Annotated in this window: 17 protein-coding genes; 12 read left to right on the top strand and 5 right to left on the bottom strand. The window is 69.2% G+C overall.

The annotated features are described in order from the left end of the window. Positions 1-3: 3 nt before the first annotated feature. Entirely contained in the window at positions 4-1,227 is a 1,224-nt protein-coding gene (locus E6J58_23255) for an NAD(P)-dependent oxidoreductase (protein TMB32284.1), read from the bottom strand. Positions 1,228-1,336: 109 nt separating this feature from the next. On the opposite strand from E6J58_23255, the gene E6J58_23260 reads away from it, so the two are divergent. Further along, the gene (locus tag E6J58_23260; protein TMB32285.1) at positions 1,337-2,098 is read left to right on the top strand and encodes a hypothetical protein; all 762 of its coding nucleotides are present in this window, start codon (positions 1,337-1,339) and stop codon (positions 2,096-2,098) included. A 42-nt stretch (positions 2,099-2,140) separates the two neighbouring features. Beyond that, on the top strand, positions 2,141-3,733 hold the full coding sequence (locus E6J58_23265) for a 4-hydroxyphenylacetate 3-hydroxylase (GenBank protein TMB32286.1): 1,593 nt from the start codon (positions 2,141-2,143) through the stop codon (positions 3,731-3,733). An 80-nt stretch (positions 3,734-3,813) separates the two neighbouring features. Here the strand turns inward: E6J58_23265 and E6J58_23270 are convergent, their stop codons facing one another. Further along, positions 3,814-4,029 (bottom strand): hypothetical protein, encoded by a 216-nt coding sequence (locus tag E6J58_23270; protein ID TMB32287.1) that lies wholly within the window; start codon positions 4,027-4,029, stop codon positions 3,814-3,816. Positions 4,030-4,273: 244 nt separating this feature from the next. On the opposite strand from E6J58_23270, the gene E6J58_23275 reads away from it, so the two are divergent. The 5 genes from E6J58_23275 to E6J58_23295 all read left to right on the top strand — a co-directional run bounded on the left by E6J58_23275 (position 4,274) and on the right by E6J58_23295 (position 10,485). After that, complete coding sequence (locus E6J58_23275; protein ID TMB32288.1) at positions 4,274-4,789, top strand: hypothetical protein; 516 nt, start codon at positions 4,274-4,276, stop codon at positions 4,787-4,789. 165 nt (positions 4,790-4,954) lie between these two features. Then, a complete protein-coding gene (locus E6J58_23280; GenBank protein ID TMB32289.1) occupies positions 4,955-5,416 on the top strand; it encodes a (2Fe-2S)-binding protein in 462 nt (153 codons plus the stop codon). Positions 5,417-5,419: 3 nt separating this feature from the next. Then, positions 5,420-7,765: a xanthine dehydrogenase family protein molybdopterin-binding subunit gene (locus E6J58_23285; GenBank protein TMB32290.1), complete on the top strand. Its 2,346-nt coding sequence runs from the start codon at positions 5,420-5,422 to the stop codon at positions 7,763-7,765. Positions 7,766-7,776: 11 nt separating this feature from the next. Then, positions 7,777-8,649: a xanthine dehydrogenase family protein subunit M gene (locus E6J58_23290; protein TMB32291.1), complete on the top strand. Its 873-nt coding sequence runs from the start codon at positions 7,777-7,779 to the stop codon at positions 8,647-8,649. Positions 8,650-8,778: 129 nt separating this feature from the next. Beyond that, a complete protein-coding gene (locus tag E6J58_23295) occupies positions 8,779-10,485 on the top strand; it encodes a hypothetical protein (GenBank protein ID TMB32292.1) in 1,707 nt (568 codons plus the stop codon). Here E6J58_23295 and E6J58_23300 read toward each other — a convergent pair. The 3 genes from E6J58_23300 to E6J58_23310 all read right to left on the bottom strand — a co-directional run bounded on the left by E6J58_23300 (position 10,466) and on the right by E6J58_23310 (position 13,856). After that, positions 10,466-11,080, bottom strand: a complete 615-nt coding sequence (locus E6J58_23300) for an iron-sulfur cluster assembly scaffold protein (protein TMB32293.1) — start codon at positions 11,078-11,080, stop codon at positions 10,466-10,468. The two genes, E6J58_23295 and E6J58_23300, sit on opposite strands and share 20 nt — an antisense overlap. 794 nt (positions 11,081-11,874) lie before the next feature. Beyond that, on the bottom strand, positions 11,875-12,981 hold the full coding sequence (locus E6J58_23305; GenBank protein TMB32294.1) for a DUF444 family protein: 1,107 nt from the start codon (positions 12,979-12,981) through the stop codon (positions 11,875-11,877). Next, positions 12,978-13,856: a MoxR family ATPase gene (locus tag E6J58_23310; GenBank protein ID TMB32295.1), complete on the bottom strand. Its 879-nt coding sequence runs from the start codon at positions 13,854-13,856 to the stop codon at positions 12,978-12,980. The genes E6J58_23305 and E6J58_23310 overlap by 4 nt, the downstream gene beginning before the upstream one ends. Between E6J58_23310 and E6J58_23315 the strand changes: the two genes are divergently transcribed. Genes E6J58_23315 through E6J58_23335 form a run of 5 tightly spaced genes read left to right on the top strand, consistent with a single transcriptional unit; the run spans position 13,841 to position 18,030 of the window. Then, the gene (locus E6J58_23315) at positions 13,841-15,073 is read left to right on the top strand and encodes an XdhC family protein (GenBank protein TMB32296.1); all 1,233 of its coding nucleotides are present in this window, start codon (positions 13,841-13,843) and stop codon (positions 15,071-15,073) included. The genes E6J58_23310 and E6J58_23315 overlap by 16 nt on opposite strands. Beyond that, entirely contained in the window at positions 15,063-15,665 is a 603-nt protein-coding gene (locus E6J58_23320; protein ID TMB32297.1) for a nucleotidyltransferase family protein, read from the top strand. The genes E6J58_23315 and E6J58_23320 overlap by 11 nt, the downstream gene beginning before the upstream one ends. Beyond that, complete coding sequence (locus tag E6J58_23325) at positions 15,665-16,558, top strand: YHS domain-containing protein (GenBank protein TMB32298.1); 894 nt, start codon at positions 15,665-15,667, stop codon at positions 16,556-16,558. Before E6J58_23320 ends, E6J58_23325 begins: the two co-directional genes overlap by 1 nt. Before the next feature lie 8 nt (positions 16,559-16,566). Further along, positions 16,567-17,142 carry a hypothetical protein gene (locus tag E6J58_23330; GenBank protein ID TMB32299.1) on the top strand — a complete coding sequence of 192 codons (576 nt, stop codon included), beginning with the start codon at positions 16,567-16,569 and terminating at the stop codon, positions 17,140-17,142. A 15-nt stretch (positions 17,143-17,157) separates the two neighbouring features. Beyond that, positions 17,158-18,030 carry a xanthine dehydrogenase family protein subunit M gene (locus tag E6J58_23335; protein ID TMB32300.1) on the top strand — a complete coding sequence of 291 codons (873 nt, stop codon included), beginning with the start codon at positions 17,158-17,160 and terminating at the stop codon, positions 18,028-18,030. Position 18,031: the final 1 nt, after the last annotated feature.

Here is an 18,031-nt window from a genome sequence, read left to right on the forward strand (position 1 = left end):
CCCTCATCGCACCGGCCGATCGACCGTGACGCCGGCCGCGTCTTCCCAGAGCCGTACCAGCGCGGCCATGTCCTGATCCGACATGCCGCGCGCCGCCGCCTCGAGGAACCGTTGCTCCGCGACCGCTCCGAGCAACAGCGGCACCTGCGCCGCCTTGGCCTCGTCGTGGATGATCCCGAGATCCTTGAGCAGGAGGCGAATGGACGTCGCCTCGCTGAAGTCGCGCGAGATGAACCGCGGGAGATTGCGCGTCATCATCGTCGATCCGCCGAAGGAAGTGCCGATCACTTCCAGGACGGTCTTCGGATCGGCGCCCATCTTCGCGCCCAGCACGGCTGCTTCCGCGATGGCAGCGGTGTGCACGCCGACGAGCAGCTGGTTGACGAGCTTCACCGCCTGCCCTGCACCGGTCGGCCCGCAGAGGCGGATGTTCTTGCCGAAGGCCTGGAACACCGGCAACGCGGCTTCGAACGCCTCCTTCTCGCCACCGACCATCACCGTCAGCGTCCCCGCCTGCGCGCCCGCCGGACCGCCGGAGACGGGCGCGTCGAGGAACTGCGCGCCTCGCTGGCGCAGTTTCGCCGCGCAGCGCCGGTTCTGCTCCAGGCTGACGGTGGAATGATCCACGAAGATCTGCCCGGGACGGGCCACCGACGCGAGCTCTTCGTACACGGCGTCGACGGAAGCCGGAGTCGGCAGGGCGGTCAGGACGAAATCGGCGTGGGCCGCTGCCTCGGCAGCCGAGTTGGCGGGCGTCGCGCCGAGGGCTGCGAGCTGGTCGGTGGGACCGCGTGAACGATTGAACGCTTGGACCTGATGCCGCGCCTCCAGCAAGCGCGCGGCCATCGGCCGTCCCATCTTTCCCAGACCGATGAAGGCGACCTTTGCCATGGCGGCGCTATACCACGCGGCTCGCGCCGCTGCGTCCGTCGGAGTCGTCCTCGGCTGCGCATGCGCCAGCGGCCACGTCGGGCCCCCGGGCGACGGCGGCGGCTCTGGGGGGCCGGGCGACGCAGGAACGCAGCCCGGCTGGGTTGTCGCCTCTCGCGAAGATTTCCAGCAGACCTCAATCCCGGATGCGGCGTGGGAACGCGATCCCGTCCCGGACGACGGCCCGTTTGCGGATGACGGAGCTTTCTTCCGTGCGCGGGGAGTGGTGCCGCCTGTGGCATATCGAACCTCGGCGCCGCTCGGGGCGGATGGCTGGCTCCGCATCGAGTCGTACACGCGCTCCGCCTCACGCGCCTTCCACGACCTCGCGCAAGTGACGGCGGACCCGGCCGACCCCTCGAACCGCGTCCTGCGAATCACATCGCCAGCACATACCGATGCGACGGTGATCCGCTCCGCGACTCCTTTGCCGGACAGATACCGGATCTCGCTCCGCGTCGGGTTCGCGGATTTCGGCGACGGCAGACCCGGCTCGAACGGCTACGCGGGCGGCGAGCGCGCCGAACCGTGGTGGAACGACGACGCGACCACGCAGAACGGCTTCTACTGGCTCACCATCCTCGACGCGCAGCCGCGACCGCACAACAACACCTGGATCCACCATCACCGGAAGGTCGTCGTCGACTCGGACAACAATTACCCGCCCTGGATGGAGATGTTCGACGGAAGCAGATTCTCGCTGAACGGAGAGCACCCGATCATGATGTTCGCCCTCGACGGCCGGGGCGCGGGGACGGAGATGACCGGCAAGCCGTTCCTCTCGTACTCCGCAGGCGCGTGGCAGCCTTCCGGCGCGATCCGGGGCGTCGACGCATACCTTCCCGGCGAGTGGTATCGCGTGTCGATCGAGCGGTCCGACAACGTGTACACGCTGGAGATCGCCGGACGGTTCCGCTACGGCGGGCAGCGCACGTATCGCGCATCCATCGATGCGCAGGCGAACTGCGTCTGGCATTTCAACCGCACGCCGGCCGAGGATGCTTCAGGATGCCTGGACGAGACCGGCTGGCCTTCTCTCGGCGCCGCGTACCCGCGTTGGCCGGCGGGGCAGACCTGGCCCGACTGGTTCATGTTCGGCGACCCGCACAACAACTATTACCGCGGCCAGGTGCTCTACGACGACGTGCAGCTCGAGGTGTGGCGCTGAAGAGCGGCAGGTGCGTACTATCCCGCGCCTTCGGAGGTCGCCATGTTCATGTCCTCAGCCGATTACCGCGAATCGCTCCGGCGCTACCGGCCGCACGTGTACGTCGACGGCGACGCCGTCGAGTCCGTCGCTGACGAACCGCGGCTCGCGCCCGGCATCAACGCCGTCGGCTTGACGTACGACTTCGCGCTGCGCACGGTGCTCGCGCCGGTGATGACGGCGACGCAGAAGACCTCCGGGCAGCCCGTGAACCGGATGCTGCACGTCCCCACCACCAGCTCCGACCTGCTCAACAAGCTCGAGGCCGTCCGGGTCATCTGCCAGGAGACGGGCTGCGCGATGCGCTATCTCGGCGGCGACGCCTTCAGCGCCATCCTTCAGGCCACGCACCGCATCGACGAGGACAAAGGCACCGATTACAAGGCACGGTTCCTCGCGTACATGCACCGCGCGCAGGCGGACGATCTCGCTCTCGCCGTCGCCATGACCGACGGCAAGGGCGATCGGTCGCGGCGGCCACACCAGCAGGAGAACCCGGACAGCTACGTGCACATCGCCGAGCGGCGCAAGGACGGCATCGTGCTCTCCGGCGTGAAGGCGATCATCACCGGCGCTCCGTACGTGCACGAGATCCTGGTGATGCCGTGCCGGAACATGACCGAGGCCGACGCGGACTTCGCGGTCTGCTGCGCGGTGCCGGTCGATGCGGAGGGACTCACCCTGGTCGCCCGCCCGGCCGGACGACCCGGAGAGCCCGCGGCCACCTTCAGCGGCAGATATGGACAGTCGACCGGCGTCGCGCTCTTCGAGCGCGTGTTCGTCCCTTGGGAGCGAGTGTTCCTCGCCGGCGAATGGGAGCATTCGGGCTTTCTCACTTACAGCTACGCGACGCACCATCGGCACACGTGCATCGGCGCGCGCGCCGGGTTCGGAGACCTGCTCATCGGCGCCGGCGCATTGATGACGGAAGCGAACGGCCTCGACCTCGACCAGACGCCATACCTCCGGGAGGCGATGGTCGAGCTGATCAAGATCGTCGAGGGCTTCTACGCCTGCGGCGTGGCCGCCTCGGTCTACGCGAAGGAGGATCCTGCCGGTGACGTCGTACCCGAGCCGGTCTTCGCGAACATCGGCAAGCTGTTGCTCGCGACGCAGATCTACGACATGCACCGCCTCGCCCATCACGTTTCCGGCGGGCTGATCGTGACGTTGCCGGGCCCCCACGAGGACCACAACCCGGCGACGGCCGGCAGGCTCTCGGAAGTGCTCGGCGCGCGCTCCGACGTGCCGTATGAGAAGCGGATCGAGGTCGCGCGACTGATCGAGGATCTCACCGCTTCCTACCAGGGCGGCTGGTATTCGGTGATCAGCCTGCACGGCGGCGGATCGCCCGAGGCGATGAAGCAGGAGATTTGGCGCCACTATCCCGTGGGAAACAAGGTCGAGCTGGTCGAGCGGCTGCTCGAGCGCGGCGTCCTCGACGACGAGACGCGCAAGATCACGCGCAACCGGCAGCCCGGCCGCTGCTGTGCGGCGGGATGCGTCGTGCCGGACGCACCGCACATGTTGCCGCTTTCGGAGGCGCGTGAGCCGGAGGTCGTGCCGCTAACCCTGGCGAAGAAGTCCGGCTCCTGAGGTTGGTGCGCGCCGGGCTCGAGGACCGCGAAACGGGATGCGGTACCGACGTGAGGTCCTGGAGCCCGCCGCGAATTGAGCTAGTCGAGTTGCTGGAACTCGCCGATCTCGTTGCTGGGCGGCGGCGGCTGGTGCGAAGTCGAAGCTTCGTCGAGCGAGGGGATCGGCGGGGTCATGGTCTCCACCTGGTTCTGGACGGCTGCTTCCACGTCGAAGCGGAAGGTCGCTAGCATTCCGATGACGAGGCAGAGCGCGACGAGGCTGACCGCGACGGTCGACCATCTGAGCCATTTCATGTTGACACCTCCGCGAAGGTGCATACGCAGAAGTGGTGCCAGCGGCGAACGGCGCGAACCAGCCGAATCCGTCCTCTTCGGGCGCGATCGATGTGTAGCGCTACAGCGGCGCCACAAAAAGCGGGGTGCAGCGCGCCCTCTTGCCGACTCGCGACCCACGTCGGCGCACATCGCGCGCTCGATTGGCGCGATGGTACCGTCCCTCTGAAGGCTACCGTTTAACCGTTTCCCCGGAGGGATTTCGATGCGACTTTTCAGCAAGCTGGCGTTTTGCTTCCTGCTCGCCGCGAACGTCGCGCGCGCGCAGTCAACCACGAACGATGCGGCGCCGAAGGCCGACGCGCCCAAGCCCGCGGCGGACACCGCGACCGCGGCTCCGGCCGAGCCGAAGACCGAGGCTGCCCCGGCGCGGCCGTATGTCGATTCCGCGATCACGTTCCTCACCTCGCTCAGCCACACGAATCGGTCGGGCGACGCCGGCACGAAGGCGTGGGCCGACCTGCGGTCCGTGTCCGTCGACAAGGTGCCGGTGAAGTGGGCCGGCAAGGAACTGGTGATCGACGCCCAGGCCGGCCACAGCGACGCGATGCTGGTCCGCTTCTCCAAGGTGAGCACCTGGCGCGAGGCGTTCGACGTCCAGGGCGTCACCATCGAGAAGGCGCAGATCAAGGTCGGCGACCAGGACTACACCGGCAAGGCGCGGCTGAAGCTGGCGGAGAAGAACGGGAAGTGGGTCGTGGAGTCGCTCGAGGTCGAGTAGCGGGACTGCCGAAGGCAGCCCAGCTATTGCAGTTAGACTATCCATTCTCGGCGCGCCAGCCACATGTGGGCTGGCGCGCCGCGTGTTGACCGCCTGACCGCCGGGTGGTAACGCCCACGGCCCTCCGGGGCACGGTCGCTCACACGACCCCGAAGGGGGTCCGCCGTGAGCTCCATCGCCATCGAGGTCAACGGCGTTGCTCAGACCCGCGAGGTCGAGCCCCGCCTGCTGCTCGTCCATTTCCTGCGCGACGTCCTCGGCCTGACCGGGACGCACGTGGGCTGCGACACCAGCCAATGCGGCGCCTGCACCGTCCTCCTCGACGGCAAGGCCGTGAAGTCCTGTTCCCTGTTCGCGGTCCAGGTCGAAGGGCGTTCCGTCACCACCATCGAAGGCCTGGCGCAGGACGGCAAGCTGCATCCGGTGCAGCAGGCGTTCTGGGACCAGCATGGGTTGCAGTGCGGGTTCTGCACGCCGGGAATGATCCTCTCGGCCTGCGAGCTGCTCGCCTGCAACCCGAGCCCGACCGAGAGCGAGATCCGCGCGGGCCTCGAAGGCAATCTCTGCCGTTGCACGGGATACACGAACATCGTCAAGGCGGTGCAGCAGGCCGCCGCCGCGAGGTGACCCATGCCCGAGCGACTCTTCGGAGCCAGCATCAAGCGCCGCGAGGACCCGCGCCTGATCACCGGCAAGGGGCAGTTCGTGGACGACGTGCGCGTCCCCGGGACGACGTACGCGGCGTTCGTTCGCAGCCCTCACGCCCACGCCCGCATCGCGCGCATCGACGCGTCGGCGGCGAAGCGGCTCCAGGGCGTCGTCGCCGTGTACACCGGCAAGGACCTGGTCGACGGCGGGGTGAAACCGATCCCGACTGGCTGGCTGATCCCGAACATCAAGATCCCGGCCCACTACCCGCTCGCAACCGATCGCGCCCGCTACATGGGAGACGCCGTCGCGGTGGTGATCGCGGAGTCGCCTTACGTCGCCCGCGACGCCGCCGAGCTGATCGACGTCGAATACGAGCCGCTGCCCGCCGTCGCCGATCCGGCCAAAGCGGTTCAACGCGGCGCTCCGGCGGTGCACGACGAGGCCGCCGACAACGTCTGCTTCCGCTGGCAGCTCGGCGACAAGGCGGCGACCGACAAGGCCTTTGCCGGCGCGGCGAAGGTGGTGAAGGAGAGCTTCCGCAACCACCGGCTGATCCCCAACGCCATCGAGCCGCGCTCCGCGCTCGCCAGCGTCAATCCGGGCACTGGCGAGGTGACGCTCTGGCTGACGACGCAGAACCCGCACGTGCACCGGCTGATCATGTCGGCGTTCGTCCTCGGGCTGCCGGAGCACAAGCTGCGCGTGATCTCGCCCGACGTGGGCGGCGGATTCGGATCGAAGATCTTCGTCTATCCGGAGGAGTGCGTCGTCACCTGGGCATCGCGCGCGCTCTCGCGTCCGGTCAAGTGGACCGCCGATCGGCGCGAGGCGTTCCTCAGCGACGCGCACGGCCGCGATCACTACAGTGACGCCGAGATGGCGCTCTCCGAGGATGGACGGATCCTCGCGCTGCGGGTGAAGACCATCGCCAACATGGGCGCGTACCTGTCGCTCTTCGCCCCCGCCATCCCGACCTATCTCTACGGAACGCTGCTCGCGGGCGCCTACCAGACGCCGGCGATCCATGTCGACGTCACTGCGGTCTTCACCCACACCACGCCGGTCGACGCCTATCGCGGCGCGGGCCGGCCCGAGGCCTGCTACCTCCTCGAGCGCATGGTGGATCTGTCGGCGCGCGAGCTGGGGATGGATCCGCTGGAGATCCGCCGCAAGAACTTCATCCCCAAGGAGAAGTTCCCCTACCAGACGCCGGTCGCGGTCCTCTACGACAGCGGGAACTATGCGGCCGCGCTCGACAAGGCGCTGGAGAGCTTCGACTACGCCGCGTTCCGCAAGGAGCAGGAGCAGGCGCGCAAGCGCGGCCGCTATCTCGGCGTCGGGTTCTCCACCTATGTCGAGGCATGTGGTCTGGCCCCTTCGCAGGTCGCGGGGGCGCTGGGGGCGCAGGCAGGTCTCTACGAGAGCGCTACCGTGCGCGTGCATCCCACCGGCAAGGTGACGGTCTTTACCGGCTCGCACAGCCACGGGCAGGGACACGAGACGACGTTCGCCCAGGTGGCCGCGGACGAGCTGCAGCTGCCGCTCGAAGACGTAGAGATCGTCCACGGCGATACCGGCCAGGTACCGTTCGGGATGGGCTCGTACGGCAGCCGCAGCGGACCCGTCGGCACGGCCGCCGTCTACATGGGCACGCAGAAGATCAAGGAGAAGGCGAAGAAGATCGCCGCGCACCTGCTGGAGGCGAACGAAGCCGACGTCGTCTACGAAGGCGGCAAGTTCTCGGTGAAGGGCTCGCCGGGACGCTTCAAGACCTTCGGCGACATCGCGCTGATGGCCTATCTCGCGCACAACATGCCGAAGAACCTGGAGCCCGGCCTCGAGGCGATCAGCTTCTTCGATCCGGGCAACTTCGTGTTCCCGTTCGGGACGCACATCTGCGTGGTGGAAGTAATGCGCGACACCGGGCAGGTGAAGGTGCTTCGCTACCTGGCGGTCGACGATCTCGGACGCGTCATCAACCCCATGATCGTCGACGGCATGGTGCACGGCGGCGTTGCGCAGGGCGTCTCGCAAGCCCTGTGGGAGCACGCGGAGTACGACGAGAACGGCCAGCTGATCACCGGATCGTTCATGAACTACGCGCTGCCGCACGCCGACGACCTGCCTTCGGTACAGGTGGGCCGGACGGAGACGCCGAGCCCCGTGAACCCGCTCGGCATCAAGGGGGCGGGCGAGACCGGCACCATCGCCTCCACTGCCGCCGTTTCCAATGCGGTCATGGATGCGCTCGCGCCGTTCGAGGTCCGCCACATCGACATGCCGCTCACTCCAGGCCGGATCTGGGAAGCCCTGCAGGGCCGCTGAGGGAGGACATCATGTACTCCGCTCCGTTCGAGTACCACGCTCCCGCGACGCTCTCGGAAGCCATCGCCCTGCTCGGCCGCTACGGCGACGAGGCGAAAGTCCTCGCCGGCAGCCAGAGCCTCATCCCGCTGATGAAGCTGCGGCTCGCGCAGCCAGCCCACGTCGTCGATCTGCGCAAGGTGGACGGCCTCACTGGCGTGCGCGAGGCGCAGGGTGCGCTGCTCGTCGGCGCGCTGACCACGCACGCGGCGATGGCCGCCTCCGAGTTGGTGCGCGCGAAGCTGCCGATGGCGGCGGAGGCGGCGAGCCAGATCGGCGATCCGCAGGTGCGCAATCTCGGCACCATCGGCGGCAGCCTCGCGCACGCGGATCCGTCGGCGGACTGGCCCGCGGTGCTTACGGCGCTGGACGCCACGGTGGTTCTCGCCGGCCCACGGGGAGAGCGGACCCTGAAAGTGCAGGACCTGATCACGGGCCCGCTCAGCACGGTCCTCGAGAACGGGGAGCTGCTGACGCAAGTCAAGATTCCGCTACCGCCCGCGCGGACCGCAGGAGCGTACGAGAAGCTGCCCAACCCGGCGTCGCGATTCGCGATCGTCGGCGTCGCGGCCGAAGTGTCGCTGGATGCGCGAAACACGGTGCAGTGGTCGCGCATTGCCATCACCGGCCTTGCCCCGAAGGTGACGCGCGCGACGGCGGTCGAGCAGGCCTTGCAGGGCAAGACTGCAGATGCCGCCACGGTCAAGGCGGCCTCCGCCCGCGCAGCCGCGGGGATGGAGCTCCGCCCCGACCTGACCGGGTCGGCTGCGTACAAGGCGCAGCTCGCGGCCGTGTACACGGAGCGCGCCGTGCTCCGCGCCGTCTCGCGCGCCCGCGAGCGCTGACATCACGATTTCGTACGTGGCGAGGATTCGAGCGCCTGCCCGCACGCTGGGGAGGGGCGGTTCACCATTGCGGCCAACCGTCCGAGTGCGAAGGGTTCATTCGGTATCGGGGGTTACATGCGCGGCGGAATGTCGGCGTTCGCTCTCGCGCTCTTTGCAGCGGCCTGCGGCGTCAGCTCGAACGAGACAGATCAAAACCGGAACCCGCAGCAGGTGACGCTCCGCGTGACCACCTCCGGCAGCGGCCTGGTGCGGGGCGCTGGCTCGGACTGCCGGTCCAGCTGCAGCGCGCAGTATGTCAAAGGCTCGCAGGTCCATCTCGTTGCCGTGCCGGATGCCGACTCCAGCTTCAGCGGCTGGTCAGGAGCGTGCAGCGGCACCGCCGCCTGCGATTTGACTTTGGATGCGGATCGCGACCTGGCGGCGACGTTTGCGGGCTCGCCGCCGCCTCCCCCCGGTCAGCGCCGGCTCACCGTGATCGTGCAGGGCCACGGCCGCGTCACCTCGCGGCCGGCCGGGCTCGATTGCGACTCATCGACCTGCAGCGCGGACTTCGCGGACGGGATTTCGATCTCGCTGGACGCGGCGCCGGCGAGCGGCTTCAACTTCGACGGCTGGGGCGCCGGCTGCAGCGGGCCTGGAGGCTGCACGTTGACGTTGCGCAGCGACCGCACGGTGTATGCGAACTTCACCGCGCAGCAGCCGCCACCCCCTCCACCGCCGTCGCAAGCGCACCTCGTCGCTTCCGTCACCGGCCCGGGAACGGTCACCGGCGGCGGCCTGAACTGCGGCGAATCGACCGCGACGTGTGACGTCACTCTCGCCGGGGGAAGCACGGTCACCCTCACCGCGTCGCCGGCAGGCCGGACGCGGTTCATGGGCTGGGGCGGCGCGTGCTCCGGCACGACCACCACCTGCGAGCTGACGGTGAACGCGGACACCAAGGTCACCGCGGAGTTCCAGTCGGAGGTGATGGCGCTCGCCCCCAGCGACGGGACGAACATCTATCCGGTGATGGCGCTGAACTCGACGCGCCTTTTCTGGCCGCGCTGGACGAACGGCAGCGCGATCTGGTCGATGCCGAAAAAGGGCGGGGAAGCCGTGCGCGTCGTCGCCGCGAGCGTCACGGCGATGGCGGCGGACGACGCCTACCTGTACTGGACGGATCAGCACAGCCTGTACTCGGTTCCGGTGGGCGGAGGGGAGGTCGCACAGCTCGCTTCGGCGTGGCCGATCGAAAAGCTCGCGCTCGACGAGGTGGGCGCGCTCTATTGGACGGTCGGCCCGGGAATCGGCACGAACGGCTCGGTGCACCGGATGCAGAACCGGGCGGATTCGGTGATCGCCAGCGACCAGTACCCCGCGGGCGCCGTTGCCGTCGACGCGGATTACGTGTACTTCGCCACCTCCACCGCGAGCGGCGCCGTGCGCCGCGTTCCGCGCAAGGGAGGCACGGTCGAGTCGCTGTTGGACTGCGCCGCGACCTGCTCCGTCTATGGCGTGCGGGTCGACGCAGAGAACGTTTACTGGCGCGAAGCCTACAGCGGAAGGGTGTTCGCCCGCGACAAGAAGACCGGCGCAGTGCGCACGCTCGATGGCGGCAATGGGTCGGACGGGTCAACCGTCTATGCAGACCTCCAGGTCAATGCTGGAGTCGTGTATTGGAACAGGATCGGAGGCCTCGGGCCGGTCTACGGAATCTTCCGCGTCAATGGCGACGGAACCGGCTTCGGCGCCGTCGCCAGCAGCAACGACGCGGCCTGGTATGGGCTGGCCGTCGACGACGACGCCGTGTACTACTTCCATGCCAGCTCGATCATCCGCCGGCTGAAGTAGCCACATCCGCCACGGCCTCCAGCGCCGACCGCAGAATCTGGAGAGGCAACAGCGCACAGCTGACCCGCGAAGGGCGCAGCTCCGTCCGCAGCGCTGCGAGCAGCTCCGCGTCGGCGAGCTTGCGCGCGGCTTCGACCGGAACCCCGTTCAAGAGGTCGCCGAGGATCGATGCCGCGGCGATCGAGACCATGCACGCTTCCGCCTGGAAGCGCAGCGCGGCCAAGCGCCGATCGCGGATGCGCAGCTCGATGCGCACGCGGTCGCCGCAGAGCGGATTGACCCCTTCGTGCGCGGCATCGGGCGATTCCAGGGCGCCGCGGTTGCGGGGATTGCGCGCATGGTCCGCGATCACTTCGCCATACAGCGGCGCGCTCAATCGAGTTGTCCCCTGGGCACGCCTTGCCGGTACGGCGCGAGCCGGTACGAGGTCTCGGGCGCGATGATTCCGCCCGCCGAGAGCGCCGCGATCTCGGCGGCCCCCATCCGGTCGCCTGCCATCACACGCGGCAGCACCACGTCGAGCGAAGTGGCGCGGGAGAAGATCCCGCAGGAAGGCGCGCCGAGAATCGGAACGTCGCCGAGATAGGCGATCCAGAGCAGCGTTCCCGGGTAGGCCGGAACTCCGTGCCGCTCCATTCGCGCGCCCGCCACCTCCAGCGCCTGGAGCACCGGATCCTGCGGATCCATCGACCGGCTACCGGCGAGGACGATGAGCTGCGCTCCGGCGCGCTGCTCGCCGGCCAGCGCCTCGGCCAGGGCCCGCGGATTTCCCGGCACCGATCGCGCCGTCTCCAGCCTGGAACCGAAGAAGGAGAGCTTTTCGTGAAAGGAGCGGCGCGCCTTCTCCAACGCGACCTCGGCGATCTGCTCGTGGACGAGCAACGAGCCACGCGCGGGCACGAAAGGGCGCACGCGAACCAGGCCGCCCGACGCGATCTCCTCCGCCTGCCGCACGCGCTGCTCGCGGGTGACGAAGGGCACCACCTTCGCGCGCCCGATGACGTCGCCTTCGACGGCGACGTAATCCTGCGGGTGCGCATACGCGGCCAGGTCGGGCACCAGATTGACGTCGCGGAGCCGCGTGGCGTCGATCGCGACCAGCCCCCGCCGCCGGGCCACCAACGGGAAGGACCCGCCGTCGACCTCGCCGACGCCGACTCCGTCGCCTGCGACGGCGGAGGCGAGCCTGCGGCCCGCGACGTCCTCGTGGACGTCGCCCGCCTCCAGCTCGAGGACGTCCAGCTCCTTCCATGCCGCCGCGTCGATCGCGCGCACGTCCGCTTCCGAGAGCACGCGGCCCTTCTTCAGGCTGCCGAGATCACGCGTCAGGACCAGGCCCGGCGCAACCTTCTCTCCCCGCACGATTCGCCGCTGGTTCATCGTTCTCTCCTAGGCGAGTAGATGCCGCTCCAGAGCGCGCAGTGCCGCCAGGTTATGCGCGGGCGCAAACACGCTCACGTGCGGCAGCGCTGCCTGCATGCCTTGGGTGAGCGGCTCGTAGTCAGCACTCCCGAGCAGCGGATTCAGCCAGATCAACCGCCGGCTGCGCCTGCGCAGGATCTCCATCTCCGCTCCGAGCAACGTCGGCTCCCCGGTGTCCCAGCCGTCGCTGAGGATGACCACCACGGTCCGGCCGTCGATCAGCTTGCCCCAGTCCTGGTTGAACGCCGCAAGGCATTCGCCGATCCGCGTCCCACCCGACCAGTCGTGGACTTCAGACGCGAGCCCGCGCAGCACCTGCGCGTAGTCGGGCTGCTGCAAGACGCCGGTGACGCGCCGCAGGACGGTGGAGAAGACGAAGCTCTCCACCCGCGCCACCGTCCCCTGCAGCGCGTAGAGGAACTGCAGGAGGAAGCGGCTGTACAGGTCCATCGAGCCGGAGACGTCGCAGATGGCAACGATGCGCGTCTTGCGCGGCTTGCGGCGGCGGAAGCGCAAGTCGATCGGCTCGATCAGGGCCCGGCGCATCGTGCGGCGCAGGTCGATGCGGCGACCGCGATTCGCGGCCGCCCAACGCCGGCTGGGCCGCGCTGCGAGTCGCCGGGCGATGCCGGCGGCGAGGCGCTGGATCTCCGCGAGCTCGTCAGCGCCGAACGTACTGAAGTCCTTCTGCGCGACCGCGGGCATGTCGCTCGCCGCCGGAACGGGCTCGGGCTCCTCGCCGTCCGTTCCGCCGCCTTCCTCTCCCCAGGAGCTCAACGATGGCACGGCGGGGTCGCGCGGGGGAGGTCGCTTGTGCACGCGGACCACACCGTCGCGAGCCGAAGCCACCGGCGCGGAAAAGAACGCTTCGAATGCCTCGTCGAAGACGTCCGCCTCCTCCGGGCGGGCCATCAGCACGCAGCGCAGCGAGAGATATGCGCGTTGCCGGGATTCCATTCCGGCGCAGCGCAGGGCGCGAACCGCGTCGATGGCATGTCCGGTCGTCACCGTCATGCCGCGGCCGCGCAGCTCGCGGCAGAACGCCACGGTCCGCTGCACGAGGTCGGCGCTCATGCAGCTCCCGCGGGGAGCCGGCCCGCCTCCAGCTCCGCCCTGACCCTCCGCAGATCCGACTCGTCCTTCACCACGCACCCGAGCGTCGAAGCGACGACCTCCGGCGTCAGATGCGCGGCGTGCAGAATGACCAGCGCCTGCGCCCAGTCCAGGGTCTCGGAGACGCCGGGAACTTTGGCGAGCTTCGCGCGCCGCAGCTTCTGCACGAGCCCGACGATCTGCGCGGCCAGGTCCTCGCTGGCGCCCGGCACCTTCCGGCGGACGATCGACAGCTCCTTCTCGAACGGCGGGTGATCGATGAACAGATAGAGGCATCGCCGCCGGAGCGCGTCGGACAGCTCCCGCGTGCGGTTCGAGGTGAGAACGACATGCGGGCGCTCCCGCGCGCGGAGCGTCCCGAGCTCCGGGACCGTGACCTGGAAGTCGGAGAGCACCTCGAGGAGGAAGGCCTCGAACTCCTCGTCGCTGCGGTCGATCTCGTCCACCAGCAGGACCGGCGCGCGCCCCTCGTGCGCGATGGCCTGGAGCAGCGGCCGCTTGAGCAGGAACGGCTCGCTGAAGATCTTCGCTTCCGCCTCCGGAGCCCCGTGACCGTCGCGCTCCTGGAGGCGGATGTGCAGAAGCTGGCGCGCGTAATTCCATTCGTAGAGCGCGCTCGCCGCGTCGAGGCCTTCGTAGCACTGGAGGCGGATCAGCTCGGTGTCGAGGACGCGGGCGAGGACCTTCGCGATCTCCGTCTTCCCCACCCCCGCGTGGCCTTCGATCAAGAGCGGCTTGCGCAGCTCCAGCGCGAGGTGCAGCGAGGTCGCGATGGCCTGGTCGGCCACGTAAGCCTCGTGATCGAGCTGCTCGAGGAGCTGTGCGATGCGATCCACGAGCGCACCCCTGCGAAAGGGGCAGTCAAAGCACGCGTGCGGGCGAGGCGTCAAACGGGCGCGAGGGCCCACCTGGTTGGAAACGACAGCGCCCGGCCGTTAGAATCCGCCGCCCCCGGGAGGTGCCGGTGAAGCACTGGGTCGAAACCACCGCGATCCTCGATCGACTCTCGAAGCTGATCGGTGCCGGTCACAGCGCTGCGCTGGCCACCGTGGTGCGGATTTCCGGCTCGGCGTATCGCCGTCCCGGCGCGAAGCTCCTCGTCGAAGAAGACGGAACGATGCAGGGCGGCGTCAGCGGGGGGTGCCTGGAGAACGACGTCCGCGCCCTCGCCCTCGAAGTGCTGCGCGGCGGTGCCAGCCGGATGCTGCATTACGACACGGGCTCCGACGAAGAGACGCTGTGGGGTCTGGGTCTCGGCTGCGAGGGCGCCGTCGACGTGTACCTCCAGCGCATCGGCACCGGCTGGGTCGATGCAGCCGGCAAGCAGATGCGCGAGCTCGCCGCAGCCGGCATGCCGTTCGCCGCGATCACCATCGTTCGCGGTCCGTTCGAGGGCAAGACCCTGATGCTGGCCCGCGGTTCCCTGATCGGAAGCTCGGGAGCGCCGGAGCTCGATCGCGACCTGGCGCAACGCGCCGGGCCGCTGCTGGAAGGCGACGGCGGCTCCGCCCTTCTCGAGATCGGCGACCATGCCGCGTTCGTCGACGTCCTCCGGCCGCCACCGCGCCTGCTCATCTTCGGCGCGGGCGACGACGCGCGTCCGCTCGCGGCGATCGCGGCCGATGCCGGCTTCGAGGTCACCGTCGTCGACCACCGACCTGCGTATCTGAACGCCGAGCGGTTCCCGCCCCCGTTGCGGCTGGCGCTGCGGCGCCCGTCCGACGGTGTCTCCGGGTTGCCACTGACCATCACGCGCAAGAACTTCGCCGTGGTGCAAACGCATACGCTGGCGCACGATCGCGACTGGTTGCGGGCGCTCGCGGGGCAGCCGCTCGCCTACCTCGGTCTGCTCGGGCCGCGCACGCGCAAGGAGCAAGTCCTTCAGGCGCTCCGCTGGGAAGATCAGGAGCTGTTTGGGCCCGTCGGTCTCGACATCGGCGCGGATGGCCCCGAGCAGGTGGCAATCAGCATCGTCGCCGAGCTCCTGGCGGTGAACGCGCGGCGTCCGGGAAGCCATCTGCGCGGGCGAGAGGGCGGTATCCATGACCGGTGAGCGCGTTGCCGGCGTGGTGCTCGCGGCGGGCCTGTCCACCCGGATGGGGCGCAACAAGATGCTCCTCCGAATCGGTAGCCGCAGCCTCGTCCGCCGGGCCGTGGAGACCGCGCTCTCGGCACGGCTCGATCCGGTGCTCGTGGTCGTCGGCCATGAGCGCGAGCGGGTGGAAGCCGAGTTGCACGGCCTCTCTTGCACGGCCGTGCACAACCCGGAGTACGCGGCGGGCATGAACACATCGTTGCGGGCGGGAGTCCGCGCGCTGGCGGAGGACGTGCAGGGCGCCGTGGTCCTGCTCGGCGACATGCCGCTCGTCGACGCGACGATGGTGCGGACGTTGGTCGACTCCTTCCGTCGCGAGCAGCCTCCCCTCGTGATCTCGACGTATGATGGCGTCGTCGCACCGCCCATCCTCTATGGCCGCGCGCTCTTCGAAGAGCTGCGTGCCCTCGACGCCGAAGCGTGCGGAAAGAGCGTCGTGCGGCGGCATCGCGCCGAAGCCGCCGAGCTTCGCTGGCCGAAGGAAGCCCTCAGCGACCTCGATGCGCCCGAGGATCTCGAGCGCGTCCGGGCGCGGCTCGAGGCGGCGTGATGCGCGCCGAGCTGCTCCAGCTCGCGGCAGACCTTTCGAGGCGGCGCGAGCCGTTCGTCCTGGCGATGGTCGTCCGGCGCGAGCCCTATACCTCGGCGCAGCCGGGCGACATGGCGATCATCACGGCCGACGGCTCCTACCATGGCTGGCTGGGAGGCAACTGCACGCAGCCTACCGTGAAACGCGAAGCGCGGCTGGCGCTGGCGGACGGCAGGCCTCGCTTCGTCTCGCTGTCGCCGGATCCGAAGTCGCAAGAACGTCCTGGCGTGACGGCGCTACCGATGACGTGTCACAGCGGAGGCAGCGTGGACATCTACCTGGAGCCGATGCTGCCGCCGCCGCAGCTTCTGATCTTCGGTGAATCGCCCTGTGCACGCGCGCTTGCCCGCCTCGGAGAGGTCATGGGCTACGGAATCGCTCGTGGACTCGACGGTGGCGCAGGCCAGGGACCCACGTTCGCTGTCGTCGCCACGATGGGCGAAAACGACGAGGACAGCATCGCCGCAGCCATTTCCGCCCGCTGCGAGTACGTCGCCGTCGTCGCCAGCCGCAACCGGTTCGCGGAGATGCGCGATGCGTTGCTCGAGCGCGGCGTCCCGCGGGAGGCGCTGTCGCAGGTGCGAAACCCCGCCGGACTGGACCTCGGCGCGCGCCTCCCCGAGGAGGTGGCGGTGAGCATCCTCGCCGAAATCGTCCAGCTTCGCCGGGCAAGGCAACCGCGGCCGGCGCCGCAGGACCAGCCCGCCTCCGAGATCGATCCGGTGTGCGGAATGACCGTGGAAGTGGCGACGGCGCGGCACCGCGCCACGCACCAGGGGCACGACTACTTCTTCTGCAACCCGCGCTGCCGCGAGAAGTTCCTCGCCGACCCCGTCCGTTTCCTCGCGGCCTGAGGCAGAGAATGGCGTTCGAAATCGTGAAGACGTTCGTGGTGCGTTCCCCGCCGGATCGGGTCTGGAGCTTCCTGACGGATCCGGAGAAGGTCGCGAGCTGCCTGCCCGGGGCCGCAATCACCGGCAAACTGGACGAGAAGACGTGGCAAGGCACGATGACGGTCAAGGTCGGACCGGTTTCCTCGAGCTACAAGGGGAAGGTGGCATTCGAGAAGCTGGACGCCGGTTCGCGCACCGCCGAGATCGTCGCCACCGGCCAGGACGTCCGCGGCCGCGGCGGCGCCGACCTGCGCTTGACCAGCACGCTGCTCCCGAAGGCGCCCGGAGAGCTGGCGCAGATGGGCCGCGGGATGGTGCAGGACGTGGGCGACCAGATGTTCCAGATCTTCTCGCAGCGGCTCCGCGCGGTGCTGGAAACCGCACCGCAGGCGCAAACCGCCGCTCCCGCTGCCGCGCCTGAGCCGCGAGCAAAGCCCGAGGCGCTGGACGTCGGCACGCTCGGCGCTCGCGCCGCGGTTCGATCTCCGATCTTCTGGATTGCCGTCGCGCTCGCCGCCGGACTGCTCTACATGCTGTTCCGATGAACCCAGGAGGGAGAGATGATCCCGTCCGCGTTCGACTATCACGCACCAACCTCGGTGCCCGAGGCGATCGCCCTGCTCACGCGGTTCGGCGACTCGGCGAAGGTGATCTCCGGAGGACAGAGCCTGTTGCCGCTGCTCAAGCTGCGGCTGGGGACCGCGGAGCATCTGGTCGACATCGGCCGCATCGCGGGCCTCGAGTACGTCCGCGAGGAAGGAGGCTTCCTGCGCATCGGCGGGCGCACGCGCGAAGCCGTGCTGGAGCGCTCCGCCGTCGTCCAGGAGCGATATCCCATCCTCGCCGACACGGCGCGCGTCATCGCCGACCCGCTCGTCCGCAACCGCGCCACCGTCGGCGGCAACCTGGCGCACGGCGATCCCGCCAACGACCATCCCGCGACCATGCTCGCGCTGCGGGCGACGGTCGTCGCGCAGGGCCCCGGCGGCGAGCGGACGGTTCCCATCGACCGGTTCTTCACCGGCCTGTTCGCGACCGCGCTGGCGTCGGACGAGATCCTCACGGAGATCCGAATTCCCGTCCCGCCCAACCGGACCGGAGGAGCGTACGTCAAGCTGGAGCGGAAGGTCGGCGACTACGCCACCGCGGCAGCCGCCGCGCAGGTGACGCTCGACGGCGGCGGGGACTTCGTCCAGGTCGGGCTGGCACTGACGAATGCGGGCCCGGTGCCCGTGCGCTCTACCGCCGCCGAGGACTTCCTGGTGGGAAAGAGGGCCGCCGATACCAACATCGCAGAGGCCGCCCGGCGCGCCGCCGAGGCCGCGTCGCCCACCGCCGATCGGCGCGGGTCCGTCGAATACAAGCGCGAGATGGCGCGGGTGCTCGCCGCGCGCGCGCTGAAGAAGGCCGTCGAGCGCGCGGGAGGTCGGTAGC

This window comes from Deltaproteobacteria bacterium (genome assembly GCA_005879535.1).
In the GTDB taxonomy this organism is placed as follows: Bacteria; Myxococcota; Myxococcia; order Myxococcales; family 40CM-4-68-19; genus 40CM-4-68-19.

Coding starts and splice junctions, on each gene's coding strand:
- E6J58_23265 (TMB32286.1), top strand. CDS start 2,141: ATGTTCATGTCCTCAGCCGATTACCGCGAATCGCTCCGGCGCTACCGG.
- E6J58_23270 (TMB32287.1), bottom strand. CDS start 4,029: ATGAAATGGCTCAGATGGTCGACCGTCGCGGTCAGCCTCGTCGCGCTC.
- E6J58_23275 (TMB32288.1), top strand. CDS start 4,274: ATGCGACTTTTCAGCAAGCTGGCGTTTTGCTTCCTGCTCGCCGCGAAC.
- E6J58_23285 (TMB32290.1), top strand. CDS start 5,420: ATGCCCGAGCGACTCTTCGGAGCCAGCATCAAGCGCCGCGAGGACCCG.
- E6J58_23290 (TMB32291.1), top strand. CDS start 7,777: ATGTACTCCGCTCCGTTCGAGTACCACGCTCCCGCGACGCTCTCGGAA.
- E6J58_23295 (TMB32292.1), top strand. CDS start 8,779: ATGTCGGCGTTCGCTCTCGCGCTCTTTGCAGCGGCCTGCGGCGTCAGC.
- E6J58_23305 (TMB32294.1), bottom strand. CDS start 12,981: ATGAGCGCCGACCTCGTGCAGCGGACCGTGGCGTTCTGCCGCGAGCTG.
- E6J58_23320 (TMB32297.1), top strand. CDS start 15,063: ATGACCGGTGAGCGCGTTGCCGGCGTGGTGCTCGCGGCGGGCCTGTCC.
- E6J58_23325 (TMB32298.1), top strand. CDS start 15,665: ATGCGCGCCGAGCTGCTCCAGCTCGCGGCAGACCTTTCGAGGCGGCGC.
- E6J58_23330 (TMB32299.1), top strand. CDS start 16,567: ATGGCGTTCGAAATCGTGAAGACGTTCGTGGTGCGTTCCCCGCCGGAT.
- E6J58_23335 (TMB32300.1), top strand. CDS start 17,158: ATGATCCCGTCCGCGTTCGACTATCACGCACCAACCTCGGTGCCCGAG.